We start from the raw sequence: 15,445 nt of genomic DNA, 5'->3' as shown, positions 1-15,445 counted from the left end.
AAAATGTGATAATGGAACGCAACTTATTTTACTGTTACCTGATGGTAACATGCCTCTTGTTTTCGTTATTTTTGCCGCATGAAGACCAGCAAGACAAGTATATTTCTCATAGTTTTTTTCATGATATTCGGTGTTGCGTTCCTTGGTTACTATTACAAGGTAACAAGGGCCAATATCACCAAACCCTCGCTACCCGTACTGGGCAATGTGCCCGAACACCGGGTAGCGCCTTTCTCGTTCATTAACCAGGATGGCAAGACCATAACCAATGAGGATGTAAAGGACAAGGTAGTGGTGGTGGAATATTTTTTTGCTACATGTAAGGGTATATGCCCGAAGATGAACGAGAATCTGTCGAAGATATATGGAAAATTCAAAGGCAACAAAGATGTGATGATATTATCGCATACGGTAGACCCCCTGAAAGACACTGTAGCCGCACTGAAAGCATACAGCATGAAATTCGATGCCGATGCAACACAATGGATGTTCCTGACGGGCGATAAAAAGCAACTATATGATATGGCCCGCTACAGCTACCTGATAAATGCGGAGGACGATACTACGGGCATAAGCATAGATAAGGACTTCATACACGACAACCACTATGTACTTGTAGACAACTACGGCAGGATAAGGGGTATGTATGACGGCCTGGACGACAACAAGCTGGACACCCTGGTAAGCCACATAAAGATACTGCTGGAAGAGAAAAAGGGTAAATAAGGCCTTACTGCATAAACATCTCCACCCTTGTTCTACTTCATAGCCACTGTACTGACGAATGTGGTCATATCGGCCATACTGAAGCTATTCGGGCGTTTCAGAATAGACCCACTGCAGGCCATAGTGGTGAATTACTGCGTATGTGTGGTGACGGGCTGCCTGTTCACGGGGCAGATGCCTTTTAATACCACCACACTGCAGGCCCCCTGGCTGCCATGGACCCTGATGATGGGTGTGGCCTTCATTTCCATCTTCAACCTGATGGCCTACTGTACCAAGGTGAGCGGCATGACCACCATGGTGCTGGCCAACAAGCTATCGCTGGTGATACCGGTGATATGCTCGCTGGTACTGTATAACGAGAGCGCAGGAGCCTTTAAGATAACGGGTATAATAATGGCCTTTCCTGCGGTATACCTCATAACCCGCACCTGCGAGGGAGGTGAGGGTGCATCGCGCAACCTGCTGTGGCCGGCCCTGCTCTTTGTGGCCAGTGGCAGCCTGGACACACTGGTGAACCATATACAGATCACCTACCTGCACACCAACGAGGCTCAGGCGGCATGTACCATAGTGTGCTTTGCCACGGCAGGGGCGACAGGTGTCATCATCCTTACGGCTATGGTGCTGATGGGGAAGACCCAAATAAAATTAAAGAACATAGTAGCGGGCATATGCGTGGGCATACCCAATTTCTTTTCCATATTCTTCCTGGTGAAGGCGCTGCACAGCGGGGTTTTCCAGAGCTCGGCAACTATACCGCTGCTGAATGTGAGCATACTGATAGCAACGGCCATCACAGCCATATTGTTCTTTGGCGAGCGGGCGGGCAAATGGCGTATAGCCGGGCTGATACTGGCCCTTACGGCCATACTGCTGATAGGCTTTGGCGATCAGTGACCTTGTAGCTTCAGCAGCTCTTCCAGCACGGCATAGGTGGCGGGGCATACCGTGGCGTTCTTCAGCGTTAGCTGCACCCGCTTCAGCAGTACATCCTCATCGGTATAGGGGTAGCGGCGGCAGTCGCTGGGGCGGTCGTCGTAGATATTGCAGGTATTGTCATCGGCCAGGAAGGGGCAGGGGCTTTTCTGGGTCACATAATCGCCATCACTATCCAGCCGCAGGTAGCGGGCCACAAGGTCGCCCTCTTTTATGCGCAGTACTTTGGCTATACGTTTTATATCGGGCTGCTTGAAGCGGGGAGAGTGGTTCTTGCAGCAGCGGGCGCACTGCAGGCAATCTATCTTGCTGAATGCTTCCTCGTGCAGGCGCGGCAGTTCGCGGAGCATTTTGTTCCTGTTGCCCTTTTCCAGCATATGTTTGTATGCCTTCTGATGCTCTTTCGCCTCTTTTTCCCAGTTCGCCTGCATGTGGTAGTATATAGGTAGGAGATCAGTAATATTCTATCTCGCGCTCGGTAACGCGTACCGGGTCGCCATCTTCCCAAACCGTCTTCTTGGCCCAGTTCAGGTCCATATCGTAAACGTACTTGTAGGTACTTTTCACCAATGGGCTGCCATCGCTGTAGTTGAGGATCTCCTCTATCTCGTTCTCATACTCGTCATACTTGTACTCGGCAGTTATCTTGTCGTGCACGCTGCCATCGGGGTTGTAGCCCACATCGGCCAGGTGGTTGCCATACTTATCCATCTTGCCCATGTACATGAGCTTGCCATTTTCGCCATACTGCTTTATCTCTATCACATTCCCTTCGGCATCGTAGTCGGTGAGTATTTTGGAGTACTTGTCCACACCATCCTGCTTGTACTCGCGCTCTTCCACTACCTTGCCCATAGCATTATGGCGGTATGTGTGCTTTACCGAGAAGGAACCATTACCGTTCCACTCCTCCGACTCTATGCGATTGCTGCGGTCGTCGTATTTGAAAAGCCTTTTGGCCTTCAGCGTACCATCGGGGTTCAGGTCGTTCTCTATAGCGCATTCGCCGCGGTCGTTGTACTTGTAGGTATGCCGCGTAACGAGTTTACCGTAATGGAAATCGTTGGTCTCGAGGAGGTTGCCTGCGTTATCGTACTCAGAGATGTATTCCCATTCCTGGTAGCCATTGCCCTTGTATATCTGCCAGTATATGCGGTTTCCCATCTTATCTACGAAGTGTACAGAGGAATCCTGCAGCTTGCCATAAGTATCATAGCTGCAGCTGCCTACCAGGTTGTAATGATTATCGTACTTATACACTATGCGGGCAGAGCGGTAGGGCATTTCCTTGCCATTGATGGTATTGCCACCTATGCTGGAAGTGCTTTCCATAAGGTAACCTGCAGGGTTGTACCGCTTTATGGTAGTATGCACAAGGCTGCCCTTCAGCACAGTATTCTGCACACCCTTTGTGGCCTTGAAGCCGCGCGTTGTTATCACCTTCACCTTTCCCCTGAGCCCTTCTGCTTTCAGGTCATTGGCCGGAGCGGCCTGTTTCTTCAGGTCCTGTCCGTGGGCCGCTGCACATATAGCAGTAAGCAGAAGTGTAGCAGTAAATACTCTCATTATCACTTTACCTGATTAAAATAACCACCGATCATGTACGCATACTCATGCACATGTATAACGAACAATGACACAGATGACCGGATGGGGCGGCAATTTACAAGAAAGTTGTGTTTTGTCTGATATAATTTTATTTAAATAGCTTGTGAACAATTAATAGGAAGCTACTTAAATAACACCTTTTATGACGGATAGGGAGATGCTGCCGATGAGTATCCACAGTATAACTCCCTGTAACACAGGGCGAAAGCCCACCTGGCGTATGGTCTTGAGCGAGAGGCCCGAACCTATAAGGAAGAGTGTAATGACAAGCCCTTTGCGGCCCAGGGTATAGAGGTGCTGAAAGATGGTCTTATCGGCAAAGGTATCGTTGAGGGCGGGTACAAGACGTGGCAGGTAGGTAGATACCAGTATGGCCACTATGAACCACAGGATGAAGTAAGGTATCTTGACCTTGCCGGTAGAGCGCTGAAAGTAGGCAGTGCCAAGGGCAATGGGGATGATCCACAGCGCGCGCTCCAGCTTTATGGTGGTGGCTATGCCCAGGGCATCGTTGCCGGCTGCATCGCGGTAGCCCGATGCGGCGCCTACTACAGAGCTGGTATCGTGTATGGCTATGGCGCACCAGGTGCCGAACTGCTCGGCCGTGAGGCCAAGCGCATGACCTATGGGTGGGAATATGAAAAGCGCCACAGAGTTGAGTATGAATACCGTACCGAGGGCCACACTTATCTGGTTGTCATTGGCCTTTACTATGGGCGCTACGGCCGCTATAGCACTACCGCCGCATATGGCGGTGCCATTGGAAATGAGCAGGGACGTATTGTCGTCGATCTTCAATTTTTTGCCGAGGAAATAACCGACAACAAGGGTGACGGCGATGGTACATACCGTAAAAAGGAAGCCTTCTTTACCTGCCTTCATGGCATGCTCGAAGTTCATACCGAAGCCGAGGCATACCACCGATACCTGCAGCAGCATGGTAGTGGCTTTTTTATTGAGGTGTATGTAGGGGTGACCGGTGACCAGGGCTATGGCTATACCCATGGCCAGGGCGGCAGGGGGCGGAAAGGCAAAGAAGATGTTGAGGAGAACAAGTGCTGCAAGACACGATATGAACACGGCCTGTTTGGCCGTGTTGGGCAAGTTTAGTAATGTTGCCTTCATTAAAAATAAGAATTGCGGTATACCCCAAGAATATACCAAGCGCCCAAAGATAATGTTATGAGTAGTAATTTTCTGCCTGTAGCCGATATAGACCAAATAAAAAAAGCATACGAGGCAGGCGACCAGGAGCGGGTGTTCGATATGCTGGTGCAGCCACTGCATGAGGAGCTGTACAAGCGGCAGACCTTTGAATTCCTGGACGAGCTATCGTGGGAGCAGCAACTGCTGCTCACCAGCGACTATATGCATATGCAGGTAGGGCAGGGAGGCTTCATACAGTTCCTGCAGAATGGATATGTGGGCCTGCTGCCCAATATGGTAGAGCAGTTCTACAAGCTGGGCGCGCCCGAGATGGCGCAGGTGCTGGACGATGTGCTGAAGGTATATGTACTGAACCGGGAACTGCTGGAGGCATCGACCAGCGTGGAGGATTTTGCGAAGCTCTATGATGAACTAAAGGAATTTGAAGCCATAGACGCCCGCTACCAGGTGCTGAACGCGGATACCACCCAAAAGATGCTGGAACATGCAATGGCCAACCTGCACGAATTCGTACGGCCTGCATAACGATGTGTGTGTAACTTTGACCTTCCCAGCAGCAGATACCAATGACAGAAAGAATAGAGAAATTACGAAAATTCCTGGAGGCGAGTCCGAAGGACTGTTTTCTGAACCATGCGCTGGCGCTGGAATATGTGAAGGCCGGCGACGAGGCCGCGGCGCGTACACACTTCGAGCTGAATATGACCAACGACCCGGGCTATGTGGCCACCTACTACCACCTGGGCAAGCTGCTGGAACGTACCGGCGCGCAGCAGGAGGCTATAGCCATATACGAACGCGGCATGGCTGCCGCCAAGGCCGCCAAGGATATGCACAGCTACAACGAGCTACAGGGCGCATATGAGGACCTTGTATACTGATACACCCAATAAAAAAGCGAACATCTTGAACGACCTACTGGCGCAGTTCCGTACACACTGGCATAGTGCATTTGCAGCGCTGGGCGGCAAGCCCGTGCTGCTGGCCGTAAGCGGCGGTGTAGACTCTATGGCGCTGCTGCAGCTATTCATAGACAGCAGTATACCGTTTGCCGTGGCGCATTGCAACTTCGGGCTGCGGGGAGCGGCATCAGACCTGGACGAGGTACTGGTGCGCGACCGCTGCCTGCAGGCGGGCGTGGTATGCCATATCACCCGCTTTGCCACCAAAGAAATGGCCGCAGAGTGGAAGAAGGGTACACAGGAAACGGCCCGGATATTGCGCTATGAGTGGTTCGGGGATCTGCAGCAGGAGTTCGGGTATGTGAGGACGGTGACCGCACACCATGCCAATGATAATGTAGAGACCCTGCTGATGAACCTCTTTCGGGGTACGGGTATACAGGGGCTGCATGGTATACTGCCCGATAACGGCAAGCTGGTGCGCCCACTGCTATGGGCCACGCGCGAGCAGATAATGGAGTATGCTGTGGCCAATAACATAACGTGGCGCGATGACGAAAGCAATGCCAGCGACGACTACCTGCGCAATGCCATACGCCATAATGTGATACCCGAGGTGCAGAAGCTCTTCCCCGGAATGGTGGATAATGTGAACGGCAGCATAGGCCGTTTTGCCGAGGCAGAACAACTGTACAACAAAGCTGTAAAGGCCGAGATAGTAATACTGATAGAAAAACGCGGCAGCGACCACTACATAGCCATACGCAAGCTGCGCCACCGTACACCGCTGGCCACCATATGTTATGAGCTATTGCAGCCGTTCGGGTTCACCGCAGCGCAAATACCCCAGGCCATGGCCCTGCTGGATGCAGGTGCGGGTAAGTACATGACATCGGGCACGCACAGGGTGATACGCGACAGGGAGTTCCTGGTGATAACCGCGCTGGCCCCGGCCGATGCCGACATGATACAGGTAGAAGGCGCGCCCTGTACTATAGATACGGACAGATACAGCTTCTCATTTGCCATAAAAGATGTACCCGCGAGTATACCTGCCGATAAGGATGTAGCGTATATAGATGCAGGGGCCATCACCTTTCCGCTACTGCTGCGCCGGTGGCGTACCGGCGATCACCTGTACCCGCTGGGTATGGGCATGAAAAAGAAAAAAGTGAGTCGCCTGCTGATAGACCTGAAAGTGCCCCTGCACGAAAAAGAACATGTATGGGTGCTGGAATGCAACAAACGCATTGTGTGGATAGCGGGCATAAGGCCCGATGAGCGCTTCAAGGTGCGGCCATCTACCAGGCAGGTACTAGTGGTGACACGAACGGCAAAATGATCAGAACGGTGGATGCAGCATCTGCTGTATGAAGCCGGCGCCGTGCGTGGGATCGATAAGCACCCCGTACAAAAGACCATAGGCAGCACCCCATATATGGGCATCGTGGTTCACATTTCCCATCCCTCTTTTGGACATGTATACCTCGCAGGCCAGGTATATGACACCGAATACGATGGCATAGATACCGATGGGGATGAACATGATATTGACGGAGCTCCATGGCTGGAAGTATATAAAAAAGAACATGGCAGCCGATACCCCGCCGGAGGCACCCAGGGAACGATAATACGAATTGTTCTTATTCTTGATAAATGAGGGCAGCGAGGCTACTATGATGCCGGTGAGGTAAAGGGTGAAGAACCCGAACCCGAGTACCATTTCTACATACGTTCCTACGAAATAAAGCGAGAACATATTGAACAGCAGGTGGTTCCAGTCGGCATGAATGAAGCCCGAACTGAGCAGCCTGTAATATTCCTGCGGGCTATCCATACGGCGGGGCCAAAGTATGAACTTGTCCATAAGCTCATTGTTGCTGAAGGCCATTATGGAAATAATGACGGTAACGATGATGGTGAGTATGGTGAGATACATGTGGTTCTTATCCGGTTCTTTGAGCTGCCAAAAGTAAGATGAAGTTGGTACAGGAAAATGTTAACACTAGGGGAGTACGGTATAAAAAGAAGAGCCTTTGAAGGGATATTCAAAGGCTCTCTTTAGATATGGTAAGGATCGAGTTTAGTGGTGGCCACACTCGCCTTTGCTGTGTGCCTTCCTGAACTCGTCGTTCTTCTCTTTGTAGTAGTTCATCAGGTAGTTGTACTTGTCGTAGCGCCTTTTGCTGTACCTGCCGCGGCAGCACTCCTGGGCGCAACCGTCAGTGTAAGACTTGCAAGATGCCTTCTTGGCGCAGCATGGTTTTTCTTCATGCTCGTTGTCAGACTCCATTTCTTCGCGTATCACTATGCGTTTTTCTTCTACCCTGCGTACAGGCTCGTCATCGCTGTAACGGCTCCTGGGAGCTACGCGCGATGGCATTATTTCGTCCTCGGTCACAGGAGAGGCCTTTGGCTTCTTTGTTGCGGCTTTCTTAGCTACAGCGGCTTTCTTTACAGGAGCCTTAGATATAGTAGCGGGTGCTTTTTTTGCAGGTGCTGCAGGCTTGGCCGCAACTGGTTTTGCAGGTACTGGTACCGGCTTGACAGCAGGCACAGGTACGGGTTTGGGAGTTGCTACTGGCTTGGCGGCAGGTACCGGAACCGGCTTGGGTGCAGGCGCGGGAGCAGCCACGGCAGGCTTGGCCACCGGAACGGCCGGCTTCACTACAGACGGAGCAGGCTTGGTAACGGGGACCACCGGCCTGGCCACAGGAACGGGCACCTTATTGACAGGAGCGGTCTCTTTTTTTACCGCAGGGGCAGGTTTGCCCTTTGGTGTTTGTGCATTCAGCGTGCCAATGGTTAGTAAGGCGGCAGCAAATACAGGAACAAAAATTTTTGTCATAATATCGCTTTTGTTAGGGCGAAGATATAAAAATTCGTGAAGTACAATAGCATACTGCCATATATTTTCCGCCAGGAAAAAGGGGAGGAGATAGGGGGATATTGCGGTATAGGCAGTGTGCAGGGACGATAAGGGCTGGCCGATATGGATGTTTTTGCTTACTTTTCGCACTGTCATAAAAATATATCCATGAGAAAAATAGCCAAATACGCAGTTGCCGGCGCGGCCATAATAAGCATGTCGTTCAGGGGCGATAATGCGGGGCAGGTAGATATGCATACCGTATCGCTCATTAAGAACGAGGGCTTTCGCAACTCGCAGGTAATGAATACATTGTTCGAGCTGACGGATGTGAACGGCCCACGTCTTACGGGGTCGCAGGGAATGTATACCGCCGAGCTATGGGCCGCCAAACAGTTGAAGAAGTGGGGTATGCAAAATGTGCATATAGAGCGCTGGGGCGGCTTTGGCAAGGGCTGGCAGATAGACAAGAGCTATATAGCCATGCGCGAGCCATACTACCAGCCGTTGATAGGCGTACCGCGTGCATGGACACCGGGCACCGAAGGTATGCTGCGCGGAGACGCCATACTGGTGCGCATAGAGAAGCTGGAAGATATGGCACAATACAGCGGCAAACTGCGTGGCAAGATGGTAGTACTATCGACACTGAACAATGAGACGAAGCCCAACTTTACCGCCGATGCCCGCAGGCTGACGGACGAAGAGCTGCACAAGATGGAAATGGATAACCATACCGAAGAAGTGGCCACCAACCTGAGCCGTAAGGCACAGCCTGGCAGGCCCCGGGTGAACCTGCGGCCACAGATAGACTCCTTCCTGATGGAGGAGGGTGCCATAGCGGTACTGAGCGGCGGCAGGGGAACGATGGGTACGGTATTCACATCGAACGGGGCATCGCGCAAGTGGGATGCGAAGCCCGTGCTGCCCGAGATGGAAATGGGCAATGAGCACCTGGCCATACTGGGCCGCCTGCTGGATGCAGGCAAGAAGGTGACGCTGGAAATGGATTCGTGGACATCGTTCATAACTACCGACTCTACCGAGTATAATGTGATAGCCGAGATACCTGGTACCGACCCGCAGCTAAAAGATGAGGTGGTGATGCTGGGCGCCCACCTGGATAGCTGGCATGCATCTACCGGGGCTACCGACAATGGTACGGGATCGGCGGTGATGATGGAGGCCATAAGGATACTGAAGGCAATAGGTGCAAAACCCCGCCGCACCATAAGGCTGGCCCTGTGGAGCGGCGAGGAGCAGGGATTGCTGGGATCGCGCGGGTATGTGAAGAAACACTTTGGCGACAGGCTGACCATGAAGCTGAAGCCGGGACAAAAGATGGTATCGGCCTACTACAACCTGGACAATGGCGGAGGCAAGATAAGGGGCATCTTTGCACAGGAGAATGATGAGGTGCGCAGTATATTCGCTGGCTGGCTGGCGCCATTTGCCGACCTTGGCGCTACCACTGTGACCCTCAGGAACACAGGCTCTACGGACCATATATCGTTCGATGAAGTGGGTATACCGGGCTTCCAATTCATACAAGACCCACTGGAGTATGGTACCCGTACCCACCACACCAATATGGACTCTTATGACCGCGTAAGCGCCAACGACCTGCAGCAGGCATCGGTGATAGTGGCCTCCTTCGTATATCACACGGCCATGCGCACACAGAAGCTACCCCGTAAACCTCTGCCCAAGGTGAACAAAGCTGCAGATAGCTACAGGCGGTAAGTAATGAGCTTTAAGTTGCCGGTAAGATACCGGCAACCATTTTTGCAGTAGGTACGACCTACGGCAAACGGAGGCTTGATGCGTGTTTTGGCCGGTCTGGAGACCGGCCAAAACACTAATGATACAAGCGCGTTGCAAACGCACTGCCGTTATATCCTCGTCACAGACGAGGACAAGTAAAGATAGAATATGCAGATATACTGAAACAGAAAGGCCGTGAACGATAGAAGTTCACGGCCTTTCTGTTTTATCAATGCTATTCGTCTCACCCCTTTTTCTGCTCCTTTGCCCATGCGTCTTTCAGCGTAACGGTACGGTTGAAGATGAGGCGGTCGGCAGTGCTGTCGGTATCTACACAGAAGTACCCCTTGCGCATGAACTGGAAGCGGTCTCCGGGCTGTGCAGTGGCCAGAGAGGGCTCTATGTATACCTTTTCCAGCACCTCCATAGAGTGGGGGTTGATGTAGTCTTTGAAATTGCCATCCTCGTTCGATGGGTCCTCTACACGGAAGAGGCGATCGTACATGCGCACCTCGGCGGTCTTTGCGTGTTCTACGCTTACCCAGTGTATAGTTCCCTTTACCGTGAGGCCGCTGGTATCGTTGCCACTCTTGCTTTCGGGCAGGTAGGTACAGTGTACTTCGGTCACATTGCCGGCCTCGTCCTTCACGCAGCCGGTACATTTTACTATATAGGCGCTTTTGAGGCGTACCATATTGCCCGGCGCCAGCCTGAAGAACTTCTTAGGCGCATCTTCCATAAAGTCCTCACGCTCTATCCACAGCTCACGGCCAAAGGGTAGGGTGCGGCTGCCTGCGGTTTCATCCTCGGGATTATTGTCGGTCTCGAAGTGATCTACCTGGCCTTCGGGATAGTTGGTTATCACCAGCTTCAGCGGATCGAGTACGGCCATCACGCGGTTGGCCGTCTTGTTCAGCACCTCGCGCACGCAGAACTCCAGCATGCTTATATCTACTATATTCTCGCGTTTGGCTATGCCTATGGTATCGCTGAAATTGCGCAGCGCCTCGGCAGGATAGCCGCGCCTGCGCATACCGCTGATGGTAGGCATGCGGGGGTCGTTCCAGCCGCTTACATGGTTCTCATTCACCAGTTGCAGCAGCTTGCGCTTGCTCATGACCGTATAGGTGAGGTTGCGGCGTGCGAACTCGTACTGGTGCGAGGGGAAGATACCCAACTGCTCTATGAACCAGTTGTAGAGCGGGCGGTGGTGAATGAACTCGAGCGTGCAGATAGAGTGAGTGATCTCCTCTATGCTGTCGCACTGGCCATGGGCGAAATCGTACATGGGGTATATGCACCATGCATCGCCGGTACGGTGGTGATGCTCGTGCTTGATGCGGTACATGAGCGGGTCGCGCAGCAGCAGGTTGGGGTGGGCCATATCTACTTTGGCACGCAGGGTCTTTTCACCATCCTTGTATCTGCCTGCACGCATATCTGCGAAAAGCTGCAGGTTCTCCTCCACGCTGCGGTCGCGGTAGGGGCTATTGGTGCCGGGGGCTGTGGTAGACCCCTTTTGCGCGGCTATCTCCTCGGCAGTACTGTCGTCCACATAGGCCAGGCCTTTCTTTATAAGCGTAACGGCGAACTGGTACAACTGCTCGAAGTAATCGGAGGCATAGAGTTCATTGTCCCATTTGAAGCCCAGCCATTGTATGTCGTACTTTATGCTCTCTACATATTCTGTCTCCTCGGTAACGGGATTGGTATCATCGAAACGCAGGTTGCATTTGCCGTTATACTTCTTAGCCAGCCCGAAATTGAGACATATGGATGTAGCATGACCGATATGCAGGTAGCCATTGGGCTCTGGCGGGAAGCGGGTATGTACCCGTCCGCCATGGGTGCCTGCGGCTATATCTGCTTCAATGATCTCTTCCAGGAAGTTCAGTGACCTTTCTTCGCTCATAATAGTTGTTGTGATGGCGCAAATGTACGCAGTAAGCAGCTATTTCAAAGGCCGGATCAAGGCATATGCGTGTGTATGAAGTTTTGCGGCAGTATAGCATAAAAAGAGTTTATTTTCGCCCACTGAACGAATATATCTCCATGTCCCCGAAGAGACGCATAGCTTTTTTGTGCCACCCTTACCACCGCGGCGGCGTTACCCGCTGGATGGCCGATGCGGCCATAGCCGCCAGTGAGGATAGCGAAGTATGGGTCGTGACGGTAAAGCCTACGAGCGAATTTGTGAATGCAGGAGGCAGGGAGCAAATGGCAGCCCTGATACAGCCCTATGCCGATAAGATAAAGCTGGTATACGCACCCGCCAGTTTCCTTTTCGAGTTCGGTACAGGGGCATATCGCTCATCCATATATACACGGCTGATAATGGAAAATGTGCCGGAGGGGACACCGCTGGTAGTATCGGACGATATGGATGTGTGGAACGCGGCAAGCCGCGTAGCGGGCTCTTACCCCATGATAGGTGTACTGCATGGCGACCAGGACCATTATTACGATATAGCCATTGCATATAAGGCATACCTGACACTGGCTGCATGTGTATCGGGCAGGATAGGGCGCAAGCTGGCGGAAAAATGCCCTGCCATAGCACGCGACAGGATAAAAGTGATATCCTGCGGCATAAACCTGCCTGCTATGACCAAGAGCGCTGATGCCCATGCAGAGATCCGCATGGCCTTTGTAGGGCGGCTTACCGACCATGAGAAGCGGGCATACGACCTGGTGAACATATGCGCCATGCTGTACAGGCAGGGCGTGGCCTTCAGGCTGCATATAGCGGGCGATAGCGCGACATCGAGGCCGGAATATGCTGAGATGTTAAGAAAGGAGGGGGTGGAAGAATATGTGACATTCCATGGGTGGCTGGGCAATGATGGGGTACAGGACCTGCTGCGGCGAACAGATGTACTGCTGCTCACATCGAACTCGGAAGGTATGCCGGTATCTATGATGGAAGCGCTGGCCGCAGGCTGTGGTTTTGTGGGTACACGAGTGAGCGGTGTAGAAGATATGGAGCATCTGCCCATGGCCAAAGACTGTATAGGAGTATACAGCATAGGCGGCATTGCCGATGCGGTAGACAAGATAAAAGCCGTAGCAGCCATACCTACCGACAGGCGCATGAGGGCGGCAAGGACGGTTGCCGAACAGGAATTCGCTATGAAAAAATGCCTGGAGCGATATTGGAACGCCATTGCGGCCGTGCCGCCCGCCAATGCCGCACCGGGAAATACTCAAATGTCAGCAGTAGGTAAATGGACGTCCGCGGCAAGGGCTTTGGCACGTTTTGCGCGGGTAAAATGGAGTAAATAATGGGTAATAATATTAGAATACCATTAAAATACTGCTGTTTTTTTTGAGAATTGAATGTGAGGGGCTATATTTGCGATCTGAAAATTTTATTGTTTAACCCATACAAAATAATTTCTATTATTTATGTCAGTAAAGATCCGTCTTCAGAGGCACGGCTCAAAGAAACGCCCCTTCTACTTCATTGTTGCCGCTAGCACTACCGCTCCACGCGATGGTAAATTCATCGAAAAGCTGGGTACATATAACCCGCTGACCGTTCCTGCAACTATCCGTATCAACCGTGAGCGCTCGCTGCACTGGCTGGACCAGGGTGCGCAGCCTACGAATACCTGCCGCAGGATACTGTCTTTCAAAGGCGTACTGTACCTGAAACACCTGATGCGTGGTGTATCTCTTGGCCTGTTCGATCAGCAGACAGCGCTGGAGAAATTCGAGAAGTGGAATGGCGAACACGAAGAGCTGGTAGCCCGCCGTGAAGAAGCACACCGCAAGCACAAGGCCGACAAGCGCAACGAGACCATGAAAGAGTCTGTACGCAAGATAGAAGAGAAGAACCTGGCCAAGGCTGCTGCTGCTGAAACTGCCGATGATAGCGCCGAAGGTGCTGAAAGCACAGAAGGCGAAGCAAGCGCAGAAGCATAATAACTATCGAATACAAAAATGTTCATAACAAAGAGGCTATCCTGATGGATGGCCTCTTTTGTTTTGTGGTCCATAGCACTATCTTTATCAGAACGAAAAAGGCATATGGACAGGAGACGTTTCATAACACAGGCATCGCTGGCAGGGGCCGCTATAGCGCTGGCGCCGTATACAAGGGCATGGGGTAGCGGTAGTACCAAATTCCCGGAGGTGCGCATATCCTTGAAAAAAAGGAATTTCACCAGCCCGGCCGTAGAGGAAGTGATAGGGGAGATACAGGCCAGGATAGGCAATAAGGAACTGGCCTGGATGTTCGGCAACTGTTTCCCCAACACGCTGGATACAACGGTAGACCATAGCATGGTAAATGGCCGCCCCGACACCTATGTGATAACGGGCGATATAGATGCCATGTGGCTCAGAGACTCATCGGCACAGGTATGGCCCTACCTGCCGCTGTGCAAAAAAGACCCGCAACTAAAACTGCTGATAGCAGGGGTAGTGAACCGCCATACCAAATGCATATTGAAGGACCCTTATGCCAATGCCTTTTACAAGAACGAGAACAAAGTAAGCGAGTGGAAGAACGACCTGACCGATATGCAGCCGGGTATACACGAGCGCAAATGGGAGATAGACAGCCTTTGCTACCCCATAAGGCTGGCACATGGCTACTATAAGGAAACAGGTGATACAACAGTACTGGACGACGCATGGCTGGAAGCCATGAAACTGGTGATAAAGACATTCAAAGAACAGCAGCGAAAGGAGGGCAAGGGGCCTTACCACTTTATGAGGCGCACCGAGTGGGCCACAGACAGCCTGCCGCTGGCGGGTTATGGCTACCCTGTCAAAGCCAATGGTATGATATGCTCTATGTTTCGCCCGAGCGATGATGCCACAGTGTACCCGCACTTTGTACCTGCCAACTTCTTTGCTGTAGAGAGCCTGCGGCAAATGGAGGAAATGCTGAACGCGATGGGCCACAAGACCGTGGCGGCAGAGGCCGCTGCGCTGCGCAAGGAAGTATGGGAAGCATTGAAAGAGAACGCAACTGTGCACCATAAGGAATATGGGGACATATATGCCTACGAGGTGAATGGCTATGGCAGCTATAACCTGATGGATGATGCCAATGTACCATCTCTGCTGGGCCTGGGCTACCTGATGCCGGGTATGGCGAAAGATAAAGTGTACCTGAACACGAGGAAATTCGTGCTGTCATTTGATAATCCTTTTTATTATATGGGCAGGGCAGGAGAGGGTATAGGCGGCCCCCATGTGGGGGTAGACCATATATGGCCCATGAGCATAGCCATACGCGGCATAACGGCCACTAACGAACATGAGATAACAAAATGCCTGAAGATGCTACAGGGCTGCCATGGCGGTACGGGCTTCATGCACGAGGCCTTTCATAAGGATGATGCTACGAAATATACCCGGGCGTGGTTCGCATGGGCGAACACACTGTTCGGAGAGTTCGTATGGAAGGTGTACAGGGAGCGGCCCGACCTGCTGGTGTAGGTACTGGGCAGCAAAGCGC

At 52.1% G+C, this 15,445-nt stretch carries 15 protein-coding genes; 9 read left to right on the top strand and 6 right to left on the bottom strand.

Annotation, left to right across the window (positions count from 1 at the left end; translation table 11 throughout):
* The first annotated feature begins 120 nt into the window (after positions 1-120).
* Together ABD843_RS00650 and ABD843_RS00645 are read left to right on the top strand one after the other, a co-directional pair.
* Positions 121-726 carry an SCO family protein gene (locus ABD843_RS00650; protein WP_345076947.1) on the top strand — a complete coding sequence of 202 codons (606 nt, stop codon included), beginning with the start codon at positions 121-123 and terminating at the stop codon, positions 724-726.
* A gap of 27 nt (positions 727-753) precedes the next feature.
* On the top strand, positions 754-1,626 hold the full coding sequence (locus ABD843_RS00645; protein ID WP_345076944.1) for a hypothetical protein: 873 nt from the start codon (positions 754-756) through the stop codon (positions 1,624-1,626).
* Here ABD843_RS00645 and ABD843_RS00640 read toward each other — a convergent pair.
* From ABD843_RS00640 to ABD843_RS00630, 3 genes are all read right to left on the bottom strand, one after another.
* Positions 1,620-2,096 (bottom strand): YkgJ family cysteine cluster protein, encoded by a 477-nt coding sequence (locus tag ABD843_RS00640; RefSeq protein WP_345076941.1) that lies wholly within the window; start codon positions 2,094-2,096, stop codon positions 1,620-1,622. The genes ABD843_RS00645 and ABD843_RS00640 overlap by 7 nt on opposite strands.
* Before the next feature lie 22 nt (positions 2,097-2,118).
* Positions 2,119-3,231 (bottom strand): RHS repeat domain-containing protein, encoded by a 1,113-nt coding sequence (locus ABD843_RS00635; protein WP_345076938.1) that lies wholly within the window; start codon positions 3,229-3,231, stop codon positions 2,119-2,121.
* Between the two features lie 168 nt (positions 3,232-3,399).
* Positions 3,400-4,398: a YeiH family protein gene (locus ABD843_RS00630; RefSeq protein ID WP_345076935.1), complete on the bottom strand. Its 999-nt coding sequence runs from the start codon at positions 4,396-4,398 to the stop codon at positions 3,400-3,402.
* A 57-nt stretch (positions 4,399-4,455) separates the two neighbouring features.
* Here ABD843_RS00630 and ABD843_RS00625 point away from each other — a divergent pair, with 57 nt between their 5' ends.
* The 3 genes from ABD843_RS00625 to tilS are packed head-to-tail and all read left to right on the top strand — an operon-like array spanning position 4,456 to position 6,684.
* Positions 4,456-4,965 carry a DMP19 family protein gene (locus ABD843_RS00625; protein WP_345076932.1) on the top strand — a complete coding sequence of 170 codons (510 nt, stop codon included), beginning with the start codon at positions 4,456-4,458 and terminating at the stop codon, positions 4,963-4,965.
* Positions 4,966-5,006: 41 nt separating this feature from the next.
* The gene (locus ABD843_RS00620) at positions 5,007-5,321 is read left to right on the top strand and encodes a hypothetical protein (protein ID WP_345076929.1); all 315 of its coding nucleotides are present in this window, start codon (positions 5,007-5,009) and stop codon (positions 5,319-5,321) included.
* A gap of 25 nt (positions 5,322-5,346) precedes the next feature.
* Complete coding sequence (tilS, locus tag ABD843_RS00615; RefSeq protein ID WP_345076925.1) at positions 5,347-6,684, top strand: tRNA lysidine(34) synthetase TilS; 1,338 nt, start codon at positions 5,347-5,349, stop codon at positions 6,682-6,684.
* Here tilS and ABD843_RS00610 read toward each other — a convergent pair whose 3' ends face one another.
* Both ABD843_RS00610 and ABD843_RS00605 read right to left on the bottom strand, forming a co-directional pair.
* Entirely contained in the window at positions 6,685-7,281 is a 597-nt protein-coding gene (locus tag ABD843_RS00610; RefSeq protein ID WP_345076921.1) for a rhomboid family intramembrane serine protease, read from the bottom strand. It lies immediately after the preceding gene.
* A 144-nt stretch (positions 7,282-7,425) separates the two neighbouring features.
* Complete coding sequence (locus ABD843_RS00605) at positions 7,426-8,190, bottom strand: hypothetical protein (protein ID WP_345076918.1); 765 nt, start codon at positions 8,188-8,190, stop codon at positions 7,426-7,428.
* Between the two features lie 189 nt (positions 8,191-8,379).
* Here ABD843_RS00605 and ABD843_RS00600 point away from each other — a divergent pair, with 189 nt between their 5' ends.
* Positions 8,380-9,954 (top strand): M28 family metallopeptidase, encoded by a 1,575-nt coding sequence (locus ABD843_RS00600; protein WP_345076915.1) that lies wholly within the window; start codon positions 8,380-8,382, stop codon positions 9,952-9,954.
* Between the two features lie 265 nt (positions 9,955-10,219).
* Here the strand turns inward: ABD843_RS00600 and ABD843_RS00595 are convergent, their stop codons facing one another.
* On the bottom strand, positions 10,220-11,887 hold the full coding sequence (locus ABD843_RS00595) for a glutamine--tRNA ligase/YqeY domain fusion protein (RefSeq protein WP_345076912.1): 1,668 nt from the start codon (positions 11,885-11,887) through the stop codon (positions 10,220-10,222).
* Positions 11,888-12,027: 140 nt separating this feature from the next.
* On the opposite strand from ABD843_RS00595, the gene ABD843_RS00590 reads away from it, so the two are divergent.
* The 3 genes from ABD843_RS00590 to ABD843_RS00580 all read left to right on the top strand — a co-directional run bounded on the left by ABD843_RS00590 (position 12,028) and on the right by ABD843_RS00580 (position 15,426).
* On the top strand, positions 12,028-13,257 hold the full coding sequence (locus ABD843_RS00590) for a glycosyltransferase (RefSeq protein WP_345076909.1): 1,230 nt from the start codon (positions 12,028-12,030) through the stop codon (positions 13,255-13,257).
* Between the two features lie 123 nt (positions 13,258-13,380).
* Positions 13,381-13,899, top strand: a complete 519-nt coding sequence (gene rpsP, locus ABD843_RS00585) for a 30S ribosomal protein S16 (RefSeq protein WP_345076906.1) — start codon at positions 13,381-13,383, stop codon at positions 13,897-13,899.
* A 105-nt stretch (positions 13,900-14,004) separates the two neighbouring features.
* The gene (locus ABD843_RS00580) at positions 14,005-15,426 is read left to right on the top strand and encodes a glycoside hydrolase family 125 protein (protein ID WP_345076903.1); all 1,422 of its coding nucleotides are present in this window, start codon (positions 14,005-14,007) and stop codon (positions 15,424-15,426) included.
* The last annotated feature ends 19 nt before the right edge of the window (positions 15,427-15,445 follow it).

Source organism: Nemorincola caseinilytica (assembly GCF_039540515.1).
GTDB lineage: Bacteria > Bacteroidota > Bacteroidia > Chitinophagales > Chitinophagaceae > Nemorincola > Nemorincola caseinilytica.
This window is presented reverse-complemented; position numbering and strand designations above follow the sequence as displayed.

What these genes read in the sequence shown, in the direction of transcription:
- ABD843_RS00605 (WP_345076918.1), bottom strand. Translation starts at nt 8,190, where the DNA reads ATGACAAAAATTTTTGTTCCTGTATTTGCTGCCGCCTTACTAACCATT.
- ABD843_RS00620 (WP_345076929.1), top strand. Translation starts at nt 5,007, where the DNA reads ATGACAGAAAGAATAGAGAAATTACGAAAATTCCTGGAGGCGAGTCCG.
- ABD843_RS00630 (WP_345076935.1), bottom strand. Translation starts at nt 4,398, where the DNA reads ATGAAGGCAACATTACTAAACTTGCCCAACACGGCCAAACAGGCCGTG.
- ABD843_RS00590 (WP_345076909.1), top strand. Translation starts at nt 12,028, where the DNA reads ATGTCCCCGAAGAGACGCATAGCTTTTTTGTGCCACCCTTACCACCGC.
- ABD843_RS00640 (WP_345076941.1), bottom strand. Translation starts at nt 2,096, where the DNA reads ATGCAGGCGAACTGGGAAAAAGAGGCGAAAGAGCATCAGAAGGCATAC.
- ABD843_RS00635 (WP_345076938.1), bottom strand. Translation starts at nt 3,231, where the DNA reads ATGAGAGTATTTACTGCTACACTTCTGCTTACTGCTATATGTGCAGCG.
- ABD843_RS00580 (WP_345076903.1), top strand. Translation starts at nt 14,005, where the DNA reads ATGGACAGGAGACGTTTCATAACACAGGCATCGCTGGCAGGGGCCGCT.
- ABD843_RS00650 (WP_345076947.1), top strand. Translation starts at nt 121, where the DNA reads ATGATATTCGGTGTTGCGTTCCTTGGTTACTATTACAAGGTAACAAGG.
- rpsP (WP_345076906.1), top strand. Translation starts at nt 13,381, where the DNA reads ATGTCAGTAAAGATCCGTCTTCAGAGGCACGGCTCAAAGAAACGCCCC.
- ABD843_RS00595 (WP_345076912.1), bottom strand. Translation starts at nt 11,887, where the DNA reads ATGAGCGAAGAAAGGTCACTGAACTTCCTGGAAGAGATCATTGAAGCA.
- ABD843_RS00625 (WP_345076932.1), top strand. Translation starts at nt 4,456, where the DNA reads ATGAGTAGTAATTTTCTGCCTGTAGCCGATATAGACCAAATAAAAAAA.
- ABD843_RS00600 (WP_345076915.1), top strand. Translation starts at nt 8,380, where the DNA reads ATGAGAAAAATAGCCAAATACGCAGTTGCCGGCGCGGCCATAATAAGC.
- ABD843_RS00610 (WP_345076921.1), bottom strand. Translation starts at nt 7,281, where the DNA reads ATGTATCTCACCATACTCACCATCATCGTTACCGTCATTATTTCCATA.